A 20462-nucleotide genomic window follows, 5' to 3' on the forward strand; every position below is an offset into this window, starting at 1 on the left:
ATTCACCTCCTAGCTATATTGCTCTTGCGTAAGTACCGTCTTCGACTCTGTAAACAAGCCCTTTTAATTCCATAATTGTGAGTAAAAGCAAAATTTCCGAAAGTGGTTTTGAAATCTTTTCTGATAATTGTTCAGGATTTAAGTTTGTTTCCAAAGCTTCGAGTAGTAATTTTTCGTCATAATTCAACTCTATGATTTTTCGATGTTCTTTAAATCCATAATATTCCAAAATTTCAGATGGATGTGTTACAAGAAAAGCACCATTTTTGATTAAATAATTTGTACCTGTACTTGTTGATTTGAATATATCACCCGGAACTGCAAATATATCTTTACCCTGTTCTACACCAAATTTTGCGGTTATCAATGCGCCACTATCCGTTCCCGCTTCCGTTACCAAAACACCCTTTGAAACACCGGAAATAATTCTATTTCTTGCTACAAATGTATATTTTTGAGGTTTTTCCCATGGTAAATATTCACTTATAACGCAACCATTTTTTATAATTTCTTGGTAAAGTCTTTCGTTTGATTTTGGGTATATGTAATCTACACCGCATCCTAAGACAGCTATTGTTGGTCTTAAGTTTCTCAAAGCTGTTGCGTGTGCGATACTATCAACCCCATAAGCCATGCCACTCACAATCACAAAGTGTTTTGATAAATCTGTTGAGAACATTTCCGTAACTTGTTTACCGTAATTGGTCATCTTGCGTGTCCCAACTACGGCAAACAAATCGTATGATAAAAATTCAACATTTCCCTTTGCGAATATAAAAACCGGAGGATCTGGAATATGCCTAAGCTCCTCCGGATATTCTTCATCCCAGTAAGTAATTAAGGAAATATCACCCTTTGATAATCTCATTTCAAGTTTGTGAACTAAATCATTGAACTCTTTAATTTGCTCTGGGGTAATTAAAAAGTCACTCTTGTTATAAGAAATTAATTCGTCGATATCTTCAAGCTTTTTCTTACAAATTTTATGAATAGCTACTATTTCTGCTTTTTCCATTAAAAAATATCCCTCGCATGTGTGTAATACTAATCGAAATAAACGATATAATATAAAATATTTTTACTTTTTGTTTGCCAGTATTTCTTTGATTTTTTCTTCTACGCCATTTTTCTTACCAGGCAAACATTTGTCAGGCTTATCTCCTTTTGCGATAGCCTTTGCGTAACCTTCACAGCCAGGATATCCACATGCGCCACAATTTATACCTGGTAATGCTTCTAAGATTAGTTTAACAGTAGGATCCTCCTCTACTTTGAACTTTTCACTAACATAAGATAAGAAAAGACCAAATGCAAAGCCTATACCACCAAGTAAAATAGCTGAATAAACGACCACCACACCGTTCACCTCCAGACAATATGGGGATTTTGTTAACCAAAGGTATTGATAAATTTCAAAAATCATATTATCTTCTTAAATAGGGGACACCCCCCAATATACTCTCAATAAGGGGGTATCCCGACATGACTAATATCCAACTCAAATGCCCTCATTGTGGCTCTTCTAACTTCATCAAAAACGGTCATGATAAGTTCAAAAACCAAATCTTCTTTTGCAAAGACTGCAAGCGTTACTTTAAACTTTCTTTCACCAAAAAACACAAACTCTTCTCTTTCCCTTACCCTCGTTGTGTTCATTGTAACCATGTCATGGAAATTTACAAAATCCGCCGTTATTTCGTTCGTTTCAGATGCAGAAAGTGCAACTTCAAAACTTCTGTTCCACTTTCTCTTCCTCAGCCTGTGCCTTTCAACTTTCATCCTTTCAAATTCTTCCGTTTCCCTATCTATATCGTTCTCAAAGCTTTCATCTTGTACTTCAAATACAACCTTTCTCTTCGTGCTATTAAAGCTTGCTTGAATATCAATGTCTCTCATGTTGCTATTTACAAATGGATTATCAAGTTATCTTCTGTTATTTCGCTTTTTGAGTTTGAGAATGTATTTAAAGTTCACGGTGATGAAACAGTTATTGTATTTCGAGACAAAAAGTACTATGTGTGGCTATTAGTTGAGCATGGTACGAATTTAATAGTAGCTTGGCATGTATCAAGATATCGTGATATGTCACAAGTTAAGATATTGTTAGATAAATACTTTAGTCAAAGAAAACAAAACACACAAATAGAGTTAATAACCGATGGACTAAAAGCGTACGAGATAGCAGTAAAACTAAATTTTGATAATGTTGAGCACAGAGAAGTAAGACTAGGTAAAAACAACGAATGTGAATCGAAATTTTCGTTATTTAAGATGTTTGTTAGAGCGAAAAGGAGCTTCAAGAAATTTAGCAACATACGGTACTATGTAAATGGTTTTTGTGTAGTAAGGAACCTATGCAAGTTATATGAGAACGAAAATGAGATGATTACAGCTTTAGCTTCCATCATCACTACTAGTTAACAGCATCAATATGGGAAATGTATAAATTAAATCGTCAATTTTATACGAATTACAATACAATTATAACTTAAATTTTTTTACAATGCAAATTGAGTTTTTTATCTAGTAATTTTGCTAAAACTGATTGCCGATTTTCTGATTTTGATGAATTCGTTTCATATAGTTAACACTAAACATCTTGAAATTTTACACTTTACAAGGTATAAATATATTGCAGCGACCCCCCTATCCCCCCTTGGAAGAGTTGGAAAACTTTTTCAAGATACCCCCGGAAAAAACCGGGGGATTTTTTGTTTTTAAATTCTTTTATTGGTATGATATAATAACAACGGAAAAATTTAATATTTCGGGGGATAAGATGGCAGGGATAGGATTTGAATTAAACAAACTGTTAAAACGAAATTCTTTTTTCTCGGAAGCTGTCGCATTCTTTTATTCTGCAAATATATCTGCAGGACCATGGATAATATCTTCGTTGACACTTTTTCTAATACAAGTTTATATACCTCAACAGAATATTCCATTCCTAGTCTCAGGAATTATTTATACTTTCATTTTTTCAACAATACTTTTTGGAAGCGTTGCAACTTCCGTTACACGTTATTTATCTGATTTGATTTATAAGAAGGAATTTAATAATATATATAAACTTTACACTTCGTTGGTTGGTTATGCGTTTATATCTTCTGGGATATTTCTTACCTTGTTCTTCCTTATCAACAAAATTTCTGAGTGGCAAAAAATTATTCTTTTTTCATATTCTTTGATTGTTCTTTCGATAATTTGGGTTCAAGTCATTTTTATATCCGCTATTAGAAAATTTTCTCCCGTTATTCTAAGTTTTTTATTCGGTGGTACTGCTGGTTTCTTTTTAACTTTGTACCTTTATAAAACCAAAAATGAATATTATGCTTACGCAGGTTACAATTTTGGTTTAATGATTATACTTACAATTCTTCAACTTTACATTCGAAGATATCTTTATTTAGGAGAAGAGGTGGAAAAAGAACAAAAAAATATTAATCCTCCGCTTTTTATACTCTCGATTAAGGCATACAAAAAACAGGCACTATCAGGTTTTTTTACTTATATGGCTGCTTGGGTTGATGATTTTATCGCTTGGATTTATTTCAGATACAGTATTTCAAAAGGTTTTGTATTTGCGCCCCAGTATGATATTCCAATGTTTATCTCATACCTTTTTATAATTCCAACCTTGTCACTTTTCGTTCTAAACTTGGAAACGGAATTTTATTTTTACTATAGAGCTTTTTACAAATCTATCGAAGAAAATCGCACTTTGAACTTTATAAGGATAAGTAAAAATAATTTAGACGAAAGTCTTTATTCTTCAACTAAACTTGTATTAGCGGTTCAATTTTCATTTATGTTAACTGGTCTTATTCTTTCTGATAGTTTAGCTGATTTGTTGAGGCTTGATAGCTACGGCTCAACGGCTTTAAAATTTGGTATTGTTGGTGCTGCTGCAAATGGAATTTATCTTTACATTTCTTTGATAGCGCATTACTTTGACTTGCCTGGTATACCACTTAAATCTTCTATAATGGCCTTTTTGATTAATTTATTTTTATCACCACTCACTGTCAAGCGTTTGCCTGGAATCGGTTTTGTCATTGGTTTTATTTTTGCCACGATATACAGTTTTATTAGATTTAATCGCATTTATTCTAATTTGCTCATGTTTGAGTTTTCAAGAAACAGGCTGAAACTTCCGAAGGTAGGGGTTATAATTCATGAAAACAAATAAGTTTGGGACAAAATCAAGGTTTGGAGAAAAAATGAAAAAAAATAGTATTCTCTGGCTCGTTTTCCATATGGTTTATAGAATATTTTTTGGTGATGTTTTTCGTATATATACTTTTCTTAATGCATTGGTTAAATGTAAATATATTTGTTTCTCTGCTCATAGGCTTGGTTTTTATATGGTCTGCTCGTCATGGTCTTCTTGCGTTTATAGTCTCTATGCTTTCTTTTGAGATGATATTTTTATATATTTTGAAAAAAACTGGAAATCTTATTTTTCCTGCAAATGCAACATCTGTTTACGTTATAGTTCTTGGGCTTTTCATTGGTATTATAGGAGAGATTTTAAATAAAAGGCTTAGAACAACGGAAAACGAGAGAAAAAAGCTTGAAATGGAGAGGAAAAATCTCGTTGAACATATTGAAACGTTAAAGTCTGTTATTAGCCAGCTTGAGCTTAGAATATATTTTGAAGGTCAAGGGATGATAGACCTTCTTGAGAGATTGCAAGAACTTGAAATATTAGATCTTGATGAGATGCTTACAAGAGCAGTAAGTATAATTGCGGAGTTTTTTGAAATTGAAAATTTGAAACTTTACAGTGTGGATAAATATTTTCTAAGGTATGTTGCTGGTATAGGCAAGAAGAATCTGCCAAATTCTTTTGAAGCGAAAAATTCAAAAGTAATATCAAGGGCTTTGGAAAAAGGATATGCTTCTTTACCAGAGGTTTTGCTTGAAATGGAAATAGAAAATTTTGAACCGTGGTTTGCTGTTTCAGTTGGAAGAGGAGATGACACATTTGGAGTTTTTGTGGTTGAAGATATAACTCCTGACAAGTTTTCCCAAACGCTGATACTTTATATGCAGTCTATTGCGTCCTGGCTTAATGCAAATATTAAAATAGTCAAAGAAGAGACGAAACTGCTCGAAGAACGATTTAAGAATACCGACGGTACATGGAGTGAGGAGTATTACATTAAAAAGAAATCAGTACTCGACAAGAGAAGAGAAAAGTTCGGAATTCCATACGAAGAGCTATGTCTAATATACGATAAAACAATTCATGGCTCAGTTATAAAAGAATTTAGAGCATCTGATATAGCTACTGCTAAGGGAATCGGTGATAGAGTTCAACTTAAGGTGTTGTTGTCTGTTTGTGATGAAATTGGTAAAAAGAAGATTATTGAGAGGTTGGTTAGTAAATATGAAATCCAAATGTGTTAATAAAGAGGAGAAGTATAGAAAGAGGGAAGGTATAAATTATATTATCTTGCTGAATATTACTAATGTATTCCTTATATTGATAAACCTAATAACCATTTACCTCTACGGGTTTCGTTTCCAGAATTTTTTAGTTTATTTAATTTCAGCAGCGATTTACTATCTCTATAGGAAAAATCTTCCGGAAATTATCGTATTTACGCTTTCATATCCTCTTGCTTGGCTTTATATGATACCTTTAAAAAATGAAGAAATTGAAGATTTTTTCAACATTCCGCTTATGCCTGAAATTGTTATGAAAATTGATAAAGAAGCGCTATCTACTTTACCAATAAAAACTGTTCTGACTATTGGAGCGATTTCAGAAAGAAAAGCTGTGACTTATGATATATTTGCCCAAGTAACAAGAGGTATAAATATAGAACAAAACATGAAATATCTACAGCAACTATTGAAGGATCCTCATATGGATGTCTCATTATACGCTGGCCAAGCTCTCGAAGATATAGAAAATTATTTTGAGTACCATATTTCAAAGACAAAAAATGAAAATACAATTCATTCGTGTTTGTTCATATATAACTACCTTCGAACTGGGATATTGCGCGGGTCTTTAAAAGAAAAATATAAGCTTTTGCTTATGGAAAAGCTTGGTAAGGTAAGTGATAGAGTACATCTTTACTATGAAATGATGTATTATTTGACAGGCGATATAAATTATCTTTTGGAAAGTTTCAAAAAGACTAAGAATATGGAACATTTAAGATTATTTGTCTTTGAGAAACTTAAAAGACAAGATTACAAAGAAGCAAGAGCTATATTATTCCAACATACAAAAGCATTGGTACGTGATATTTCTAATCTAATAAGCAATTCAAGGAAGTGAAATGTGTGGATTTACAGGAAATAAGTGATTTCTATAAAAAAAGATTTATCCTTGAGACTTTACCACCACGTGGGGTTGTTTTAGAAAAATACGTTGATTTTTGTATTAAAGCAGTTGAATCTGGTGCGGAGATTATAGCTGTAACGGATCTTCCAATGGGTAGTGCGCGTGTATCACCTATAGCTCCTGCACATATTTTAGTCGAAAAAGGTATAGATGTAATAATGCATTTTTCCAGAACGACAAGAAATGCGATAAGAATTGAGGGAGATTTGATAGCATCTCACATGCTTGGTATAAAAAATTTATTGATTTTATCAGGTGATGATCCACGCGTCGGTACTTATCCTTTTTCATCATGCATTGAAGATTTCAGTATATACGATGTATTTAAATTAGTAAAACTTTTAAATGAAAAAGGGGAAGATCTTGCTGGATTAAAGATATTTGGTAAATTTTCATTTAACTCCGGAGGCGTATTTAGCCCTTTTGAAAAAGACTATAAGCAAACGATTCAAAGAATGAATACAAAAATAGAAACCGGTTGTTTATTTTTCGTTTCGCAACCGGTGTTTAATGAATCAACAATTCTTAATTTCTTAAAAAAGGCTGAAGGGGATTTGAATGAAACAAAGATATACGTCTCTCTAATGGTTTTTGAGAGTGTTCAACAACTCGAGTACTTTTCCAAAGTTCCAGGGGTTTTCGTTCCGAAAGAGTATTTTCATCAGAAAGATGATAGAGCACTAAAAAATTATTCATACAAAAATTGTTTGGGCATTATAGAAAAACTTTCGCCTTATGTACAAGGATTCTATTTAACGTCTACTACAAAAGATTTAGAAATAATTAAAGGGTTAGCTGAAGTTATTCAAGGAGCTGATTAATTAATATGATTTACATAGTAGCATTATCAAATTCAAGTCAAATCGAACCTGTCTTTTGTGAGTACAATGGGCACATTGAAATAGGTGAAAGAGTTTTACTTCAGCATAAAGGTAAAAAGGTTTTAGGTTATGTAATTGGTAATCAAGAATGGGCCCCTTGCGATGAATTTTTACCTAACCAGAAATCAAGTTCAGAATATTCAAAAATCGTTGAGCGAATGGATTATATATCCTTCCTTGAAAAATCAAGGGTAAAAGCTTTATACGGTTTAGCGAATTTTTACTTTTCTGGATTAGGTAAGTATTTTGATATATCTTTTCCAAATAAATTTGATGATTATTTTTCACTTTTTGTTGAAAGTGTAAGTCCTTTTGTAAATATCGAGAAAATGCCATACGAAGAATTCAAAAAAATCAAAAATTATAAAGAGTATATCAATAACGGTTTGGTCAAAGTTTACAGAGATTTTGAAACGAAAAAGCCAAGACCAAGAAAAAGAGGAGAATGTGTTTACTTAAAAATTTCTTCAATTGAATTGTCAAAATTAAAACTAACGGTATCGCAGAGTACGGTTGTTAATTATTTACTTTTCAAAGGCCCTACCGAAGTTGAGCAAATAATAGAAGATTTAGATGTAAAAAAAGATGTTGTTGTACAATTAAAAAATAAAGGAATAATTGAGATTTTAGAGCAATGTAGTGATTTTGAAACACTTAATATAAAACCACAGAGAGTTATTTTAAGTGACGAACAAAAGAGTATAGTTGACAAAATACTTTCATACGATTTTAGAAAAGAAAAGAAACACCTTGTTTTTGGACCAACTGGAAGTGGCAAGACAGAGGTTTATCTCGAGGTCATTGAAAAATACTTACCATTTGGCAATGTACTATATTTAGTTCCAGAGGTATCTTTAACTGAACAAACGATAGCAAGGCTTAGAAAAAGATTTCCAGATTTATCTATAGCGGTTTACCATAGCTATTTAACAGAATCAAAGCGCGTTGAAATTTGGGCGAAAGCGGTTAAAGGTGAGATAAATATATTAGTTGGTCCAAGAAGTGCTGCGTTTGTGCCTTTAAAAAACCTTAATCTTGCAATTGTTGATGAAGAACATGATGAAGGCTATTACAATAATTCTGAGCCTTTTTACGAAATTCACACATTTCTTAATGCTTTACCAATTACTGTTGTGTATGGTTCAGCTACCCCTTCTTTGGAAAGTTATAAGAAAGCCAAAGATGGGGAATATGTATTTCACAAGCTTACTAAACGTTACAACGTTGAATTACCAGAAGTTGAAATTGTGGACATGAATAAAACAAAGAAAGTTACTTTCTCTATATCTGAAATCTTGTACAATAATCTAAGTAAAGTGCTTGAAGCTGATAAATCAGCCATAATATTCACGAGGCGAAAAGGTTTTTCAAGGGTGCAATGTGCTGTATGCGGTTATATAGTAAAATGCGAACATTGTGATGTTGCAATGACTTATCATTTGGATTCGAATAATTTGAAATGTCACATCTGTGGAAGTGAGAAAGAATTATCCTTAAATTGTCCTAACTGTGGTTCAAATATGTTCATAGATAGAGGAACTGGTAGTGAGAAAGTTGAAAAAGAACTCCAGCAACTCTTTCCATCGAGAAATATTGGAAGGATTGATGCAGAAATAGCTGATACCCCAGAAAAACTGAAAAAACTCTTAGACTATTTAAGAGAAGGGAAAATCGATATAGTTGCTGGGACAAAGATGATTACGAAGGGGTTAGATATATACAGAATAGCGCTCATTGGTGTTGTGGATGTTGATGCTTTAATTTCTTATCCTGATATAAACGCTCCACTGAGAACATTTCAACTTTTAGTTCAGGTAATTGGTAGAGCAGGGCGAAATGAAAAGGGAAAGGCGATAATTCAAACTTATAAGCCAACCGATCCAGTAATAACATTTGCGAGTAATCAAGATGTTGAAGGGTTCTATGAGAGAGAACTTGAGATAAGAAAACAACTGAATTATCCACCTTTTGCGTCTGTAGTTGTATTAACTTACGCCAATCTGAATCAGGAAATAGCGCGAGAAACAATTGACACTGTTGCAGATGAAATAGAAAACATTGAAAAAAAAGAGAAAAAGGTCCAAGAAGTTTATAAATATTACTTAGAACTTCTTGGACCTTCTGAACATCCTATATTTAAAGCAAATAATAAGTACCGATATCAAATATTTTTCAAGACAAACAACGTACCAGAATTAGTAAGGCTTTTGAAAAAGATAATCTCAAATTACTCTGGGGAATGGATTATAAAGGTGAATCCAAACGAAATATGATTTAAAATTATTTCTTTGATTTTTTCATTATCGTTCCAACGGATAATGCCGTGAGGAGAATTATTATTCCCCAACTCCAAGCCATAAAAACGAGCGCTGTGCTTGACATATTATCACCCCTATTTATCTTTTTGCGTTTCTAATTTTTTACTGATACTTCTGTATGTAAGGATAAAGCTCGATATGAAAATTACTATAAGAACAATTCTCGCTGCGATGACCCAAGGAATTAGTACAGAGTTATCTTTAACAAAATCCGGTATCAATTTGAAGTAACCATTCTTTGCGTAATCTATCGTTGAGAAAACAAGTAAAATGATTATAAATGCTGGGGTTATGAAGCTCATTATTAACTTATAGAACCACATTGGTATTTTCCAGTAGCTTCCTTTGTTTATCTCTTCAAGGCCTTTTGCTTTAAACAACCATACAGCCGCAATGACTTCAATTAATCCGAGCAAGACGAGGAAATAAGTACCAACCCAATTATCAAGCTCTGTTAAGTACATTAAATCAGCTGTTTTCGTGAGAATAGGTTCTAATGCAACAGGTAAACCACCGATGATGTACATGAGAAAAACAAACAACGAGCCTTTCTTTCTTTCAACGCCAAATTCTTCTTCTAAAAATGCAGTTAGATAATTAAACATTGCTATTGAACTTGTTATTCCAGCAAAGAAAAGTAGCAGGAACCAGAATGTTCCAAAAATCTGTCCACCAGCCATGTTTCTAAATACGTTTGGAAGCGCTATGAAAGATAATCCAACTCCACTCTTTAAACCCTCGGCGCCAAGGAAAGTAAAAGCAATGGGGATAACTATTGTACCAGCTAGTATGACCTCTGCGAATTCATTTAATGAAGCTGTTGCAACTGCTGATGTTACGATGTCATCCTCGTCTCTCATGTAAGAAGCATAGTTTTGGATTATTCCCATACCTAGGGATAGCGTAAAGAATATCTGCCCTGCTGCTGCTAATGTTGCCGACCAATTCAACTCGTTCCATCTTGGAGACCATAAGAAATCAAGCCCCTTAATTGGATTCCATTCAGGGTTCACTGGTGATCCTAATGTAAGCGCTCTCACAAGAAGAATAATTGCGAATATATAAATAGCTGGCATAGCGATTATTGCTAATCTTTCCAAGCCTTTGTTAACACCATTACTTGTTATGTAATATAAAATTGCGAGTGTTATTATCCAGAATATTAATACTCTAAAAGGACTTTGAATGTATCCGACAAAATAACCAGCTGTATCGATTGATTTATCCATGTATTTTCCAACGGCTGTTTCAAAAGAATAACCAAGCGTCCAACCAATAACATGATTGTAATAGGAGTTTAGGAGTATAACTACCGAAAGTGCGATTGCGCCAGCCAACGCGCCAAGTACTTTCGCAAACTTATGGCCAACGCTCTCTTTTGCTTGTAAGTAAATCATTGGACCTAATGTACCATGTCCATACTTTCCACCGTATCTACCTTGAGCCCATTCAATTATTAGCAGAGGGATACCCATAAAAAGGAAAGCGATGAAATATGGTATCATAAAGGCTCCCCCACCGTTTTTGGCTGCTTGATACGGGAATCTCCAGAAATTCCCAAGACCTATAGCGTTACCTGCCATAGCTAATATCAAACCTATCTTACTTCCCCAGTGTTCTCTCTTCTTCACAACGGCCACCTCCTCGAAAGTTTGGGATTTTGTTAACCAAAGGTATTGATAAATTTCAAAAATCATATTATCTTCTTAAATAGGGGACACCCCCCAATATACTCTCAATAAGGAGGTATCCCGACATGACTAATATCCAACTCAAATGCCCCCATTGCGGCTCTTCTAACTTCATCAAAAATGGTCATGATAAATTCAAAAACCAAATCTTCTTTTGCAAAGACTGCAAGCGTTACTTTAAACTTTCTTTCACCAAAAAACACAAACTTTTCTCTTTCCCTTACCCTCGTTGTGTTCATTGTAACCATGTCATGGAAATTTACAAAATCCGCCGTTATTTCGTTCGTTTCAGATGCAGAAAGTGCAACTTCAAAACTTCTGTTCCACTTTCTCTTCCTCAGCCTGTGCCTTTCAACTTTCATCCTTTCAAATTCTTCCGTTTCCCTATCTATATCATTCTCAAAGCTTTCATCTTGTACTTCAAATACAACCTTTCTCTTCGTGCTATTAAAGCTTGCTTGAATATCAATGTCTCTCATGTCGCTATTTACAAATGGATTATCAAGTTATCTTCTGTTATTTCGCTTTTTGAGTTTGAGAATGTATTTAAAGTTCACGGTGATGAAACAGTTATTGTATTTCGAGACAAAAAGTACTATGTGTGGCTATTAGTTGAGCATGGTACGAATTTAATAGTAGCTTGGCATGTATCAAGATATCGTGATATGTCACAAGTTAAGATATTGTTAGATAAATACTTTAGTCAAAGAAAACAAAACACACAAATAGAGTTAATAACCGATGGACTAAAAGCGTACGAGATAGCAGTAAAACTAAATTTTGATAATGTTGAGCACAGAGAAGTAAGACTAGGTAAAAACAACGAATGTGAATCGAAATTTTCGTTATTTAAGATGTTTGTTAGAGCGAAAAGGAGCTTCAAGAAATTTAGCAACATACGGTACTATGTAAATGGTTTTTGTGTAGTAAGGAACCTATGCAAGTTATATGAGAACGAAAATGAGATGATTACAGCTTTAGCTTCCATCATCACTACTAGTTAACAACTTCAAGTTTGGGAATATTAGAGAAATACAGGATAATATGATATAAAAATGAGATAAAAAAAGGCGTGTAATATAAATATATACACGCCAAAAATTTTACCATATAATTCATTGTTATTTAAGGTTAATTTTTTACACAAATGCACTATTAGTATATTTTGGCGTAACTTTTACCAAATTGTGAAAACAGATCCAAGATTATTTAATTTACAGAAAATAGTTTTTACAAATTTCCATAATTAATTTTTATTCAGCTTGAGAGACTTCATTTTTTCATGGAATATTTAATAAAGTTTTCCTCAAAAATGCTTCGTATTATATCACGCCTATATTCCACAAATTTTTTTACCCATTCCGATTCATTTTGCCATGCTTCGTAAGTTGGTTTACCCCATCTTTGAGAATGCCTTTTCATTTCGTCATTTAATTTTCCGATAATATCGTCAGCTATACTTTCAGCCAATTCTGGTATAAAGATGTTATTCAAGATATAGTAAAATCTTTCAGTGAACTTGGCTCTAAATTCTTCGTTTTCTAAAAGTTTCTTTAAGATTAAGGTTGCTTCTTCTGTCGTTGTCCAAGGTATTTCAGGGTCACCAAATATAGCTGTTTTTAAGGTGTCATGTGTCGGATCCCACATCGCCAAATCCATATCGTACATCATCCATCGCCATTTACCATCGCCATATTTATTATTTTCTGGTTTTAGGACACGCCATATGCGTTCGTTGTTGCCTAGCCAGTCCGTGTTAGCCGATAATATTTCTGCGATTTTGAAATCAATGAAATTGTCGATATCGATCATTTCACAGACTTTATCATAGTTTTCTTTGATGGATAAATCATTATTTCTAACAAAATCCATCAAATCAAGGAAACTTTTTTGATCACCTTCTTTTCCATCTTGTATGGTTAAGTCATAGTTGATTATAACTGTATTTTTTTCATTTACACCGTATTTGACCTGTAAATAACGCTGGTCGTAATATTCCATTAAGTATGAAATACCCCAATATTCACCGTTTATGTAATGAACAACTGAATAGTTGTCTTGTGTGTCAAAGTTTAGATTTTTGAAAAGTCTTTGCGTAAAAACATCTCTCATATAAGCTGTTTCCCAATCGTTTCCAGCGTTTCTCAACAATAATTTTTTATATCCTATTCTTCCGAAGAACGGATATCTAAACTCTTTCTCTTTGTTTCGCGCATACAATCTTAATGATTTTATAGGCAAGCTTCTTGTGAATTCCCCATGGATTCTTATACCTATCTCTGTTCTATACTTCAATTTCCCTTCCTCAAAGTATTCCATTATCGCAGGTCTTTCCGATGTATCACCACGTTGTTGATAATTTCCGGTCCAAAAAGGATTTGATGGATCAAATAACTTACCGGGTACATATATACCTTTTTCATCATCGAAGAGATTTTCAGGATCTGTTATTATTGAGAAGACTGGTAATTTGTGATTTACTCCTATGAAATACGTTCTTACCGTTGAGTCTGTTATATTGCCATTGCTTACCTCTATTACTCTTAAAACCGTTGCCTTTTCAAATGTGCCAGAAGGTTTTTCCCAAATAGGGGATGTTGGTATGTACATATACTCATTTTCATAATTTTTTTGGATAACTAATGGTTGAGAATATTTAAAAGTATTTTTTGAATCTATCCTAGGAGTTGAACCATCTATTGTGTAATAAATCTCTCCGCCAACTGTTGATTTGATTTCAACAGTTATGGTTATATCGTAAAAACCAGATTCGTGGGATATTAATAGTTGTGAAAATAGTGATACTGATAAAAAACACAATATGGTTATTGCTAATAACAATAAAATTTTTTTCATTTAATCACCTCGCTTTTTTAGTTTATTTATATGCTTTTATCCAAAACACATACTCTAATCCATTCTCAGTTATGTAAACCTTTTCTTTTTTCAATAAATCATCCATTAAGGTTGAGTCTATATCAAATTTGGGTTTAATAGATATTTCATACCCATCTCCGGATAATCTAAATGAAATATCGTATTTTTTGTATAGTTCTTCGCTAATGAGATTTTTATTATATACATTTTCGCTATTTAATGTTGAGATTTTGTATCCAGAGCTTATATATTTTCTTGCTGCTTTTTCAACTTGTATCATTTCATCGTATATTAAATCTGCCGAGAGTGAAATACTTTCAGTTGCGCTACTTTCTAAAGAAATATTTGTTGAAGTATCATCAGGTTTAATTTGAATTTCAATTTGTTCAATGTTAGTTTGGGAAGATGTTGTAGATGATTCATGAGAAACACTTTGTTCATTAGTGTTTGTTTTTTCTGAATAGTATTGAGCCACTGGTTGTTCTGAGGTATTTCCTTGGCTAATTGATTTATTTGTTTCGTCAGCAATTACCGTATTGGTTGAATCGGCTTTATTCGGTGCGTAGTCAAAAACAATAGGTCTATTAGATAAGTTAGATATTATAATTAAAACAGTTAGAATAAGAAAAATTATTACTACTTTGACAAAAATTTCCATAGTTGTAAACCACCATCCTAATTATCGAGTATCATTTACTTTCTTTATTTATCCTGTCTGGCAAAAGTGTAAAATTTAATCTTCCCCAGCTTATTAGAAGAAATAAAATAGATATAGTTATTGATAAAAGAATAAATTTTGATTCGTTTTTCAACATGTTTGTTGGTTTTCCAAAAAATTGTACACTTCTTATTATATAACTACCTCTGAATGTAGGTAATAGCTCTACAAATTTTCTGAAAAAACTTGGAATTTCGGATAAATTGACAAATGGACCATTTATAAGCAAAAAGAACACGGAAATGGTTGAGCTGAGAAGATTTGAAGTCAAAGTATTTTGTGAAAATGAAGAGATAAATATACCAAATGAAGAATAAAATATGGCGTTCAAAGCTATAAATAAAACGACTAATATTGTGGACATATTAAATCCTTTTAGTAAAAAGTACATATATACTAATAATCCCGACATGAAGCTCAAAATTAAAGTAGTGAAAAATTTTATAATTAGATAGTTTAGTATGCTGAAATTTGAAAGTGTAAACTGTTTAAGAATTCCAATTTCTTTGTCTCGAGTTATTAGTCCAGCCCCAATAAGTAAACCAATAAACATTGTTATTATAAATATCATGCTTGTAGCGAATACTTGAGAAAAATCAATAGATTTTTCTGTGACAAGTTCCGGTGCTGGTACATTTGAAGCTGTGTACATTTCTCTTAAAACTTTTGGATTGAAGAATGGGCCACCACCGAGGTCTTCAAACATCCTTTTAAAAACTAAATAAGCGGCTGCTGAGAGCTCTGTGTTTACTGGGCTTGGGATATATTTTAGCATCGTCTTTTTTCCGGCAAATAATGAATTAGTAAAATCTTTTGGTATAACAACAACCGCATTGAGATTTCCAATTTGCAATTCTTTTTCATAGTTTTCATCAACATACTTTATAGTTCCACCTTTAAACAAAGAAACTATAACTCCAACGGTGAATTTTGAAAGTGGAGATTTATCCAAAGTGTAAATTCCTATTCTTAGATCTGATTCGCTGAGTGAACGGAAAAAAGATGAACTAATTAGAGCAAATATTAATGGTACAATAAAAAGCACAATATAAGTAAAAGGTCTTGAGAACAATCTTTTGAACTCGAATTTTAAAAATTCCAAAGTTTGTCAACTCCCATATCATTGATGTTTAGGATTTTTTAAAATCTTACTCTTAACAAAATAGTGTGACTCATTCTTGAGAAAGTTCTTTCAAATTCTATGTTTTCCATAATTTTGAAATCTGGTAAATATGGTCCATAAATAGTTGTTCCGATATCATAACTCGCTATATAACTTATAAATGGAAAATTGTTAGAGTTTACAGGTATGTCTACGCGAAATTTAATACTTCCAATCAAATTTATTGTAGATACAACATTGTAATGCCTAAGCTCAACTTTATTAAAATCATTGTAATCGTGAGAATTTCCTGTTAATAAACTAAGACTTTCAAAGTTAATTCCAAACGCTCCTCCAAAGCTGAAAATAGTTTCTGAGATTGAATTCCCTATTCTAACCCCTAGTAATTTTACCCAGATATCGTAATTTACTCCAAGTGTATCGTAAATAATTTTATCAGGTATAAAAGATAGAATACTTTTATACATTGTGAATCCGCTTGTTAGAACGGATGGGTTCCTTGGATTAGCGTTTGTTTCAAATGTATAAATGCCAATTAAACGTTTAAACAAGTCGATTTGGTCTGTATTTTCTAGAATTTTTGAAATAGCTGGCGAAGTATCAGTCAAAGCTAATCCATAAAAATCTGCGAATGTGTTTGTGTAAGAAAAGGCAAAAGTACTGAACAATGTAAAGAGAAATAAAACGAATTTGAATAATCTACCAATTTTCATATATACACCTCCAAATTTACTATTTATAGATTACAGTTGCTTACTCAAAAATATATTATAACACATAAATTTATATTTTAATTACTTAGATACTTGAAATTTTTCAAGTCTGTGGTACAATTTCTAAGCGGGCATATTCTTTATTTAATAATTTTACCGTTTTTTTAACGGAGAGATGGCCGAGTGGTCGAAGGCGCTTGCCTGCTAAGCAAGTGTGGAGGTTTCTCCACCGAGGGTTCGAATCCCTCTCTCTCCGCCAAAGTTGTGGTAGATGGTAGATTACTTTTTAAGCCATCTACCATTTATTATTAGAGCTTTCAATTAAAGTTAGACGTGCCCGTAGCTCAACTGGATAGAGCGTCAGACTGCGGATCTGGAGGTTGTGGGTTCAAGTCCCGCCGGGCACGCCAAGATTTTTAATATCTTAATATCAATACTTTAAATGTAAAAACTACACGAAGATTCGTGTAGTTTTTATTTTTTTATGATATAATTTATTTTGACTAACTTTTAAAATTTAATCTTAATCTTTTTACCAACTTGAGGGGGTTTACTTGTGAAGAAAGCTATTATTTTAGCCATAGGAAATGAATTAGTTGAGGGTTTAATTGTTGATACAAATTCTAAATATCTTGCTCAAAGACTTAAAGAATTTGGTTATTATATAGTTCGTACGGAAACACTTCCAGATAATTTTGATATAATGGTTTTGCGGATAAAAGAAGCTATAAAAGATGCTGATTTGATAATTACGAGTGGCGGTTTAGGACCAACAGAAGATGATTTAACAAGAGAAGCTGTGGCTCATTCGATTGGTAGAAAACTTTTAAAGAATGAAGCAATCGCTCAAGAACTTATAAACAGAGCCATAAAATATTATGGTAAAGCGCCTGAAAGTGTTGTAAAGCAGGCCTTTGTGATAGAAAATGCCGAAGTAATAGATAATAAGGTTGGAACAGCACCAGGTCAAATGTTAAAATATGATGGAAAAATAATAATCCTTTTACCAGGCCCCCCCGTCGAATTAATTCCCATGTTTGAAAGTATTTTGGAAAAGCTTAAAACAAACGATTCGCTTTACACGAGAAGAATAAAAACCATAGGGATACCCGAAGCTGTCTTGATGGATGAGTATAAGGATATATTATACTCAAATTCTCGTATTACTATAGCAACAATGGCTTCTTACGAACGAGGTGTTGAAGTTAGATTTACCGGTCCTATTGAAATTAAAGATGAGATAGACTATGTTGTAAACACACTTTTACCAAAGCTTGGTGAGAGTGTGTATGCTTTGGATGACAAGGAAATGCACGACGTTGTATATGAATTACTTGTCAAAAATAATTATACAGTCTCTTTTGCTGAATCATGTACAGGAGGACTGATTTCATCTACTTTCGTTGATATACCTGGGGTTTCTTCTGTGTTCAAAGGTAGCGTTGTTGCTTATTCTAATGAAGCAAAGATAGAAATATTAGGTGTTAGTAAAGAAACCATAGAGAAATTTGGAGCGGTTAGTGAAGAGTGCGTAATAGAAATGGCACAGGGCGCTAAAAAAATTTTCAATTCAAATTTTTCTGTCGCGGTATCAGGTATAGCTGGACCGTCTGGTGGTAGTGAGAAAAAGCCTGTAGGGACAGTGTGCATAGCTGTTTGTAGCCCTAACGGTATTAATTCAGCCACTTATAATTTGAGAGGCGATAGGCAGATGATCAGGAAAAGAAGTACATTAATTGCTTTTGATATGCTAAGGAGAGGGATTATCAAATGCCAAGGTTAAAACAAAAGATTAGGAGAATAACGATAAAGGATGTTGCAGAATTTGCTGGAGTTGGTGTTGGTACTGTCTCTCGAGTTTTGAATAATAACCCGCATGTAGATTCTAAAACAAGGCAGAAGGTTTTAGATGCCATTAAAAAATTAGGGTATATTCCCAACCCACATGCACGACGGCTATCAACTGGTGAGAGTAATCTTATAACGGTAATTACCCCAGAGATGAAAGGTGATTTTTATCAAATACTGTTATCTGCTATCGATGAAGTACTTATTAAAAATGGTTACTCTTCATTACTCTATCCATTGTACAATGAAAGGAAATACGAAGGATTAAAAAAATCATCTGATATATTACTTTCAACGGATGGCATAATAGTTGATGGTGTTAATGTAGACAATATTCTAAAGGGGTTTATCAACCCTCAAACGCCAGTTGTGTGTCTTGAGCAGGATTCAGACAAATATGATTCTGTGATTGTTGATAATTATTATGGTGGTATACTTGCCGGTGATTATTTTTCCGATTTTGATATGGATATATTTGTTGTTACTCATAGAAAATCACATGAACTTGAAAGTACGGTTTTTGACGAACGTTTAGAGGGGTTTCAAGAATCTCTTGAAAGAAAAGGAAGGAGTATAGATAAGATATATTACGTTCCACTCGATTGGGAAAGCACATTTGAAGTTGCAAGGCGCATTTTTTCGAGATACAAAAGATGTGCCATATTTACAACAACAGATTATCTGGCGGTACCTATCATCGAGGTAGCAAGAACTATGGAATTAAAGGTAGGAAAAGATGTTAAAGTTTGTGGATTTGATGATCTTCCAATAGCTCAGATATTGGAAATAACAACTATAAAACAGCCTATATACGATATGGGGAAAATTGCTGCGGATTTATTAATTAAGCGCATTAACGGTCGAATTAAAGAAAAAATAAAAAGGTATGTTTTAAAACCAGAACTTGTTGTAAGATCTACTTAATTAATGAAAAATTAAGACAAGAACTTAGGGAGGCAAAAAAATGTACTTAGGTGTTTTACTTGGTGGAATTTCAAGAGAAAGGGAGATTTCTATTAGGAGTGGAAAAAGGATAGCGCAGGCTTTAAGAAATATGGGACATGTAGTTGACGAAATCGATGTCGATGATAATTTTATCTACAAGCTCTCCGAATTGAAAAAATACGATGCATTATTTAATATTCTCCATGGAACTTTTGGTGAAGATGGTAAAATGCAAGCGATATTGGACTCCATAGGCATACCTTACACTGGTTCTGGAGTAGAAACGAGTGTTATTGCTTTTGATAAATATTTATGCAACCTTTTTGTTGAAAATACTATAGAAAGATATGAGGAACTAAGCGTTGTAAAGATACCTAATTTTCTTTTAATCAGCTCAGAGGAATTTGAAGAATCGAAAATATATATGATTGAAGAAAAAATAGGGTTACCATGTGTTGTGAAGCCAAGGAAAGAAGGATCAAGTATAGGAACACACATTTGTTTTTCAAAAGAAGAACTTTTAGATGCCCTTAAGAACGAATTCAAAAATTATGACGAAATGATTGTTCAGGAATACATTAAAGGAAAGGAAATAACAGTTTCTGTGATAGATATTAATGGTACTCCAACCGTTCTTCCGATACTTGAATTGAGGCCCAAAAAATTATTTTACGATTATGAAGCTAAATACACGGATGGAATGACAGAATTTATTATACCGGCTGAACTTGATGGAGAAACAACGGAAAAAATAAACCACGCAGTATTGAAGATATATAAATCACTTGGTTGTAAACACTTTTCGAGAATAGATGGAATAGTTAAGGATGGTGTTTTTTATTTTCTTGAAGTTAATACTCTGCCTGGTATGACTGAGCTAAGCGATTTGCCAATGTCAGCAAATGCTTTTGGTATTTCTTTCGATGAACTTGTTGATTTGATAATCAAAGAAGCATGCAGGAAGCTTTAGTTTAATAAAAATTCAGG

General features: G+C 33.0%; 17 protein-coding genes and 2 tRNA genes. 12 read left to right on the forward strand and 7 right to left on the reverse strand.

The window, feature by feature from the left end; all coding sequences use genetic code 11:
• Window positions 1-13: 13 nt before the first annotated feature.
• A complete protein-coding gene (gene dprA, locus FNOD_RS08190) occupies window positions 14-1015 on the reverse strand; it encodes a DNA-processing protein DprA (protein ID WP_011994719.1) in 1002 nt (333 codons plus the stop codon).
• A 63-nt stretch (window positions 1016-1078) separates the two neighbouring features.
• A complete protein-coding gene (locus tag FNOD_RS08195) occupies window positions 1079-1357 on the reverse strand; it encodes an RnfABCDGE type electron transport complex subunit B (protein WP_011994720.1) in 279 nt (92 codons plus the stop codon).
• A 125-nt stretch (window positions 1358-1482) separates the two neighbouring features.
• On the opposite strand from FNOD_RS08195, the gene FNOD_RS09730 reads away from it, so the two are divergent.
• The 6 genes from FNOD_RS09730 (at window position 1483) to priA (ending at window position 9515) form a co-directional block, all read left to right on the forward strand.
• Entirely contained in the window at window positions 1483-2421 is a 939-nt protein-coding gene (locus FNOD_RS09730) for a DDE-type integrase/transposase/recombinase (RefSeq protein WP_011993692.1), read from the forward strand.
• A gap of 358 nt (window positions 2422-2779) precedes the next feature.
• Window positions 2780-4189 carry an exopolysaccharide Pel transporter PelG gene (gene pelG / locus FNOD_RS08205; protein ID WP_011994721.1) on the forward strand — a complete coding sequence of 470 codons (1410 nt, stop codon included), beginning with the start codon at window positions 2780-2782 and terminating at the stop codon, window positions 4187-4189.
• 92 nt (window positions 4190-4281) lie between these two features.
• Window positions 4282-5412, forward strand: a complete 1131-nt coding sequence (locus FNOD_RS08210) for a GAF domain-containing protein (RefSeq protein ID WP_011994722.1) — start codon at window positions 4282-4284, stop codon at window positions 5410-5412.
• A 226-nt stretch (window positions 5413-5638) separates the two neighbouring features.
• On the forward strand, window positions 5639-6295 hold the full coding sequence (locus tag FNOD_RS08215) for a hypothetical protein (protein WP_148202070.1): 657 nt from the start codon (window positions 5639-5641) through the stop codon (window positions 6293-6295).
• 5 nt (window positions 6296-6300) lie between these two features.
• Window positions 6301-7182, forward strand: a complete 882-nt coding sequence (locus FNOD_RS08220) for a methylenetetrahydrofolate reductase (protein ID WP_011994724.1) — start codon at window positions 6301-6303, stop codon at window positions 7180-7182.
• Window positions 7183-7187: 5 nt separating this feature from the next.
• Window positions 7188-9515 carry a replication restart helicase PriA gene (gene priA / locus FNOD_RS08225; protein ID WP_011994725.1) on the forward strand — a complete coding sequence of 776 codons (2328 nt, stop codon included), beginning with the start codon at window positions 7188-7190 and terminating at the stop codon, window positions 9513-9515.
• A 119-nt stretch (window positions 9516-9634) separates the two neighbouring features.
• Here the strand turns inward: priA and FNOD_RS08230 are convergent, their stop codons facing one another.
• A complete protein-coding gene (locus FNOD_RS08230; RefSeq protein ID WP_011994726.1) occupies window positions 9635-11191 on the reverse strand; it encodes a sodium:neurotransmitter symporter family protein in 1557 nt (518 codons plus the stop codon).
• Window positions 11192-11316: 125 nt separating this feature from the next.
• Here FNOD_RS08230 and FNOD_RS09735 point away from each other — a divergent pair, with 125 nt between their 5' ends.
• Window positions 11317-12255 (forward strand): DDE-type integrase/transposase/recombinase, encoded by a 939-nt coding sequence (locus tag FNOD_RS09735; RefSeq protein ID WP_011993737.1) that lies wholly within the window; start codon window positions 11317-11319, stop codon window positions 12253-12255.
• A 268-nt stretch (window positions 12256-12523) separates the two neighbouring features.
• On the opposite strand, the gene FNOD_RS08240 is transcribed toward FNOD_RS09735, so the two are convergent.
• The 4 genes from FNOD_RS08240 to FNOD_RS08255 are packed head-to-tail and all read right to left on the reverse strand — an operon-like array spanning window position 12524 to window position 16682.
• Complete coding sequence (locus tag FNOD_RS08240; RefSeq protein WP_011994727.1) at window positions 12524-14107, reverse strand: CotH kinase family protein; 1584 nt, start codon at window positions 14105-14107, stop codon at window positions 12524-12526.
• Window positions 14108-14129: 22 nt separating this feature from the next.
• A complete protein-coding gene (locus tag FNOD_RS08245) occupies window positions 14130-14786 on the reverse strand; it encodes a hypothetical protein (protein ID WP_011994728.1) in 657 nt (218 codons plus the stop codon).
• A gap of 31 nt (window positions 14787-14817) precedes the next feature.
• Complete coding sequence (locus FNOD_RS08250; protein ID WP_011994729.1) at window positions 14818-15948, reverse strand: ABC transporter permease; 1131 nt, start codon at window positions 15946-15948, stop codon at window positions 14818-14820.
• Window positions 15949-15986: 38 nt separating this feature from the next.
• The gene (locus tag FNOD_RS08255) at window positions 15987-16682 is read right to left on the reverse strand and encodes a hypothetical protein (RefSeq protein WP_011994730.1); all 696 of its coding nucleotides are present in this window, start codon (window positions 16680-16682) and stop codon (window positions 15987-15989) included.
• A 169-nt stretch (window positions 16683-16851) separates the two neighbouring features.
• On the opposite strand from FNOD_RS08255, the gene FNOD_RS08260 reads away from it, so the two are divergent.
• The 5 genes from FNOD_RS08260 (at window position 16852) to FNOD_RS08280 (ending at window position 20445) form a co-directional block, all read left to right on the forward strand.
• A tRNA-Ser gene (locus FNOD_RS08260) sits at window positions 16852-16941 on the forward strand.
• 74 nt (window positions 16942-17015) lie between these two features.
• Window positions 17016-17092, forward strand: a tRNA-Arg gene (locus FNOD_RS08265).
• Window positions 17093-17238: 146 nt separating this feature from the next.
• A complete protein-coding gene (locus tag FNOD_RS08270) occupies window positions 17239-18465 on the forward strand; it encodes a competence/damage-inducible protein A (RefSeq protein WP_011994731.1) in 1227 nt (408 codons plus the stop codon).
• A complete protein-coding gene (locus FNOD_RS08275; protein ID WP_011994732.1) occupies window positions 18453-19454 on the forward strand; it encodes a LacI family DNA-binding transcriptional regulator in 1002 nt (333 codons plus the stop codon). Before FNOD_RS08270 ends, FNOD_RS08275 begins: the two co-directional genes overlap by 13 nt.
• A gap of 40 nt (window positions 19455-19494) precedes the next feature.
• Window positions 19495-20445, forward strand: a complete 951-nt coding sequence (locus tag FNOD_RS08280; RefSeq protein WP_011994733.1) for a D-alanine--D-alanine ligase — start codon at window positions 19495-19497, stop codon at window positions 20443-20445.
• Window positions 20446-20462 lie beyond the last annotated feature (17 nt).

The organism is Fervidobacterium nodosum Rt17-B1 (assembly GCF_000017545.1).
Classification (GTDB): domain Bacteria; phylum Thermotogota; class Thermotogae; order Thermotogales; family Fervidobacteriaceae; genus Fervidobacterium; species Fervidobacterium nodosum.

What these genes read in the sequence shown, in the direction of transcription:
- FNOD_RS08215 (WP_148202070.1), top strand. Translation starts at nt 5,639, where the DNA reads ATGATACCTTTAAAAAATGAAGAAATTGAAGATTTTTTCAACATTCCG.
- priA (WP_011994725.1), top strand. Translation starts at nt 7,188, where the DNA reads ATGATTTACATAGTAGCATTATCAAATTCAAGTCAAATCGAACCTGTC.
- dprA (WP_011994719.1), bottom strand. Translation starts at nt 1,015, where the DNA reads ATGGAAAAAGCAGAAATAGTAGCTATTCATAAAATTTGTAAGAAAAAG.
- FNOD_RS08210 (WP_011994722.1), top strand. Translation starts at nt 4,282, where the DNA reads ATGTTTTTCGTATATATACTTTTCTTAATGCATTGGTTAAATGTAAAT.
- pelG (WP_011994721.1), top strand. Translation starts at nt 2,780, where the DNA reads ATGGCAGGGATAGGATTTGAATTAAACAAACTGTTAAAACGAAATTCT.
- FNOD_RS09730 (WP_011993692.1), top strand. Translation starts at nt 1,483, where the DNA reads ATGACTAATATCCAACTCAAATGCCCTCATTGTGGCTCTTCTAACTTC.
- FNOD_RS08275 (WP_011994732.1), top strand. Translation starts at nt 18,453, where the DNA reads ATGCCAAGGTTAAAACAAAAGATTAGGAGAATAACGATAAAGGATGTT.
- FNOD_RS09735 (WP_011993737.1), top strand. Translation starts at nt 11,317, where the DNA reads ATGACTAATATCCAACTCAAATGCCCCCATTGCGGCTCTTCTAACTTC.
- FNOD_RS08245 (WP_011994728.1), bottom strand. Translation starts at nt 14,786, where the DNA reads ATGGAAATTTTTGTCAAAGTAGTAATAATTTTTCTTATTCTAACTGTT.
- FNOD_RS08280 (WP_011994733.1), top strand. Translation starts at nt 19,495, where the DNA reads ATGTACTTAGGTGTTTTACTTGGTGGAATTTCAAGAGAAAGGGAGATT.
- FNOD_RS08255 (WP_011994730.1), bottom strand. Translation starts at nt 16,682, where the DNA reads ATGAAAATTGGTAGATTATTCAAATTCGTTTTATTTCTCTTTACATTG.
- FNOD_RS08240 (WP_011994727.1), bottom strand. Translation starts at nt 14,107, where the DNA reads ATGAAAAAAATTTTATTGTTATTAGCAATAACCATATTGTGTTTTTTA.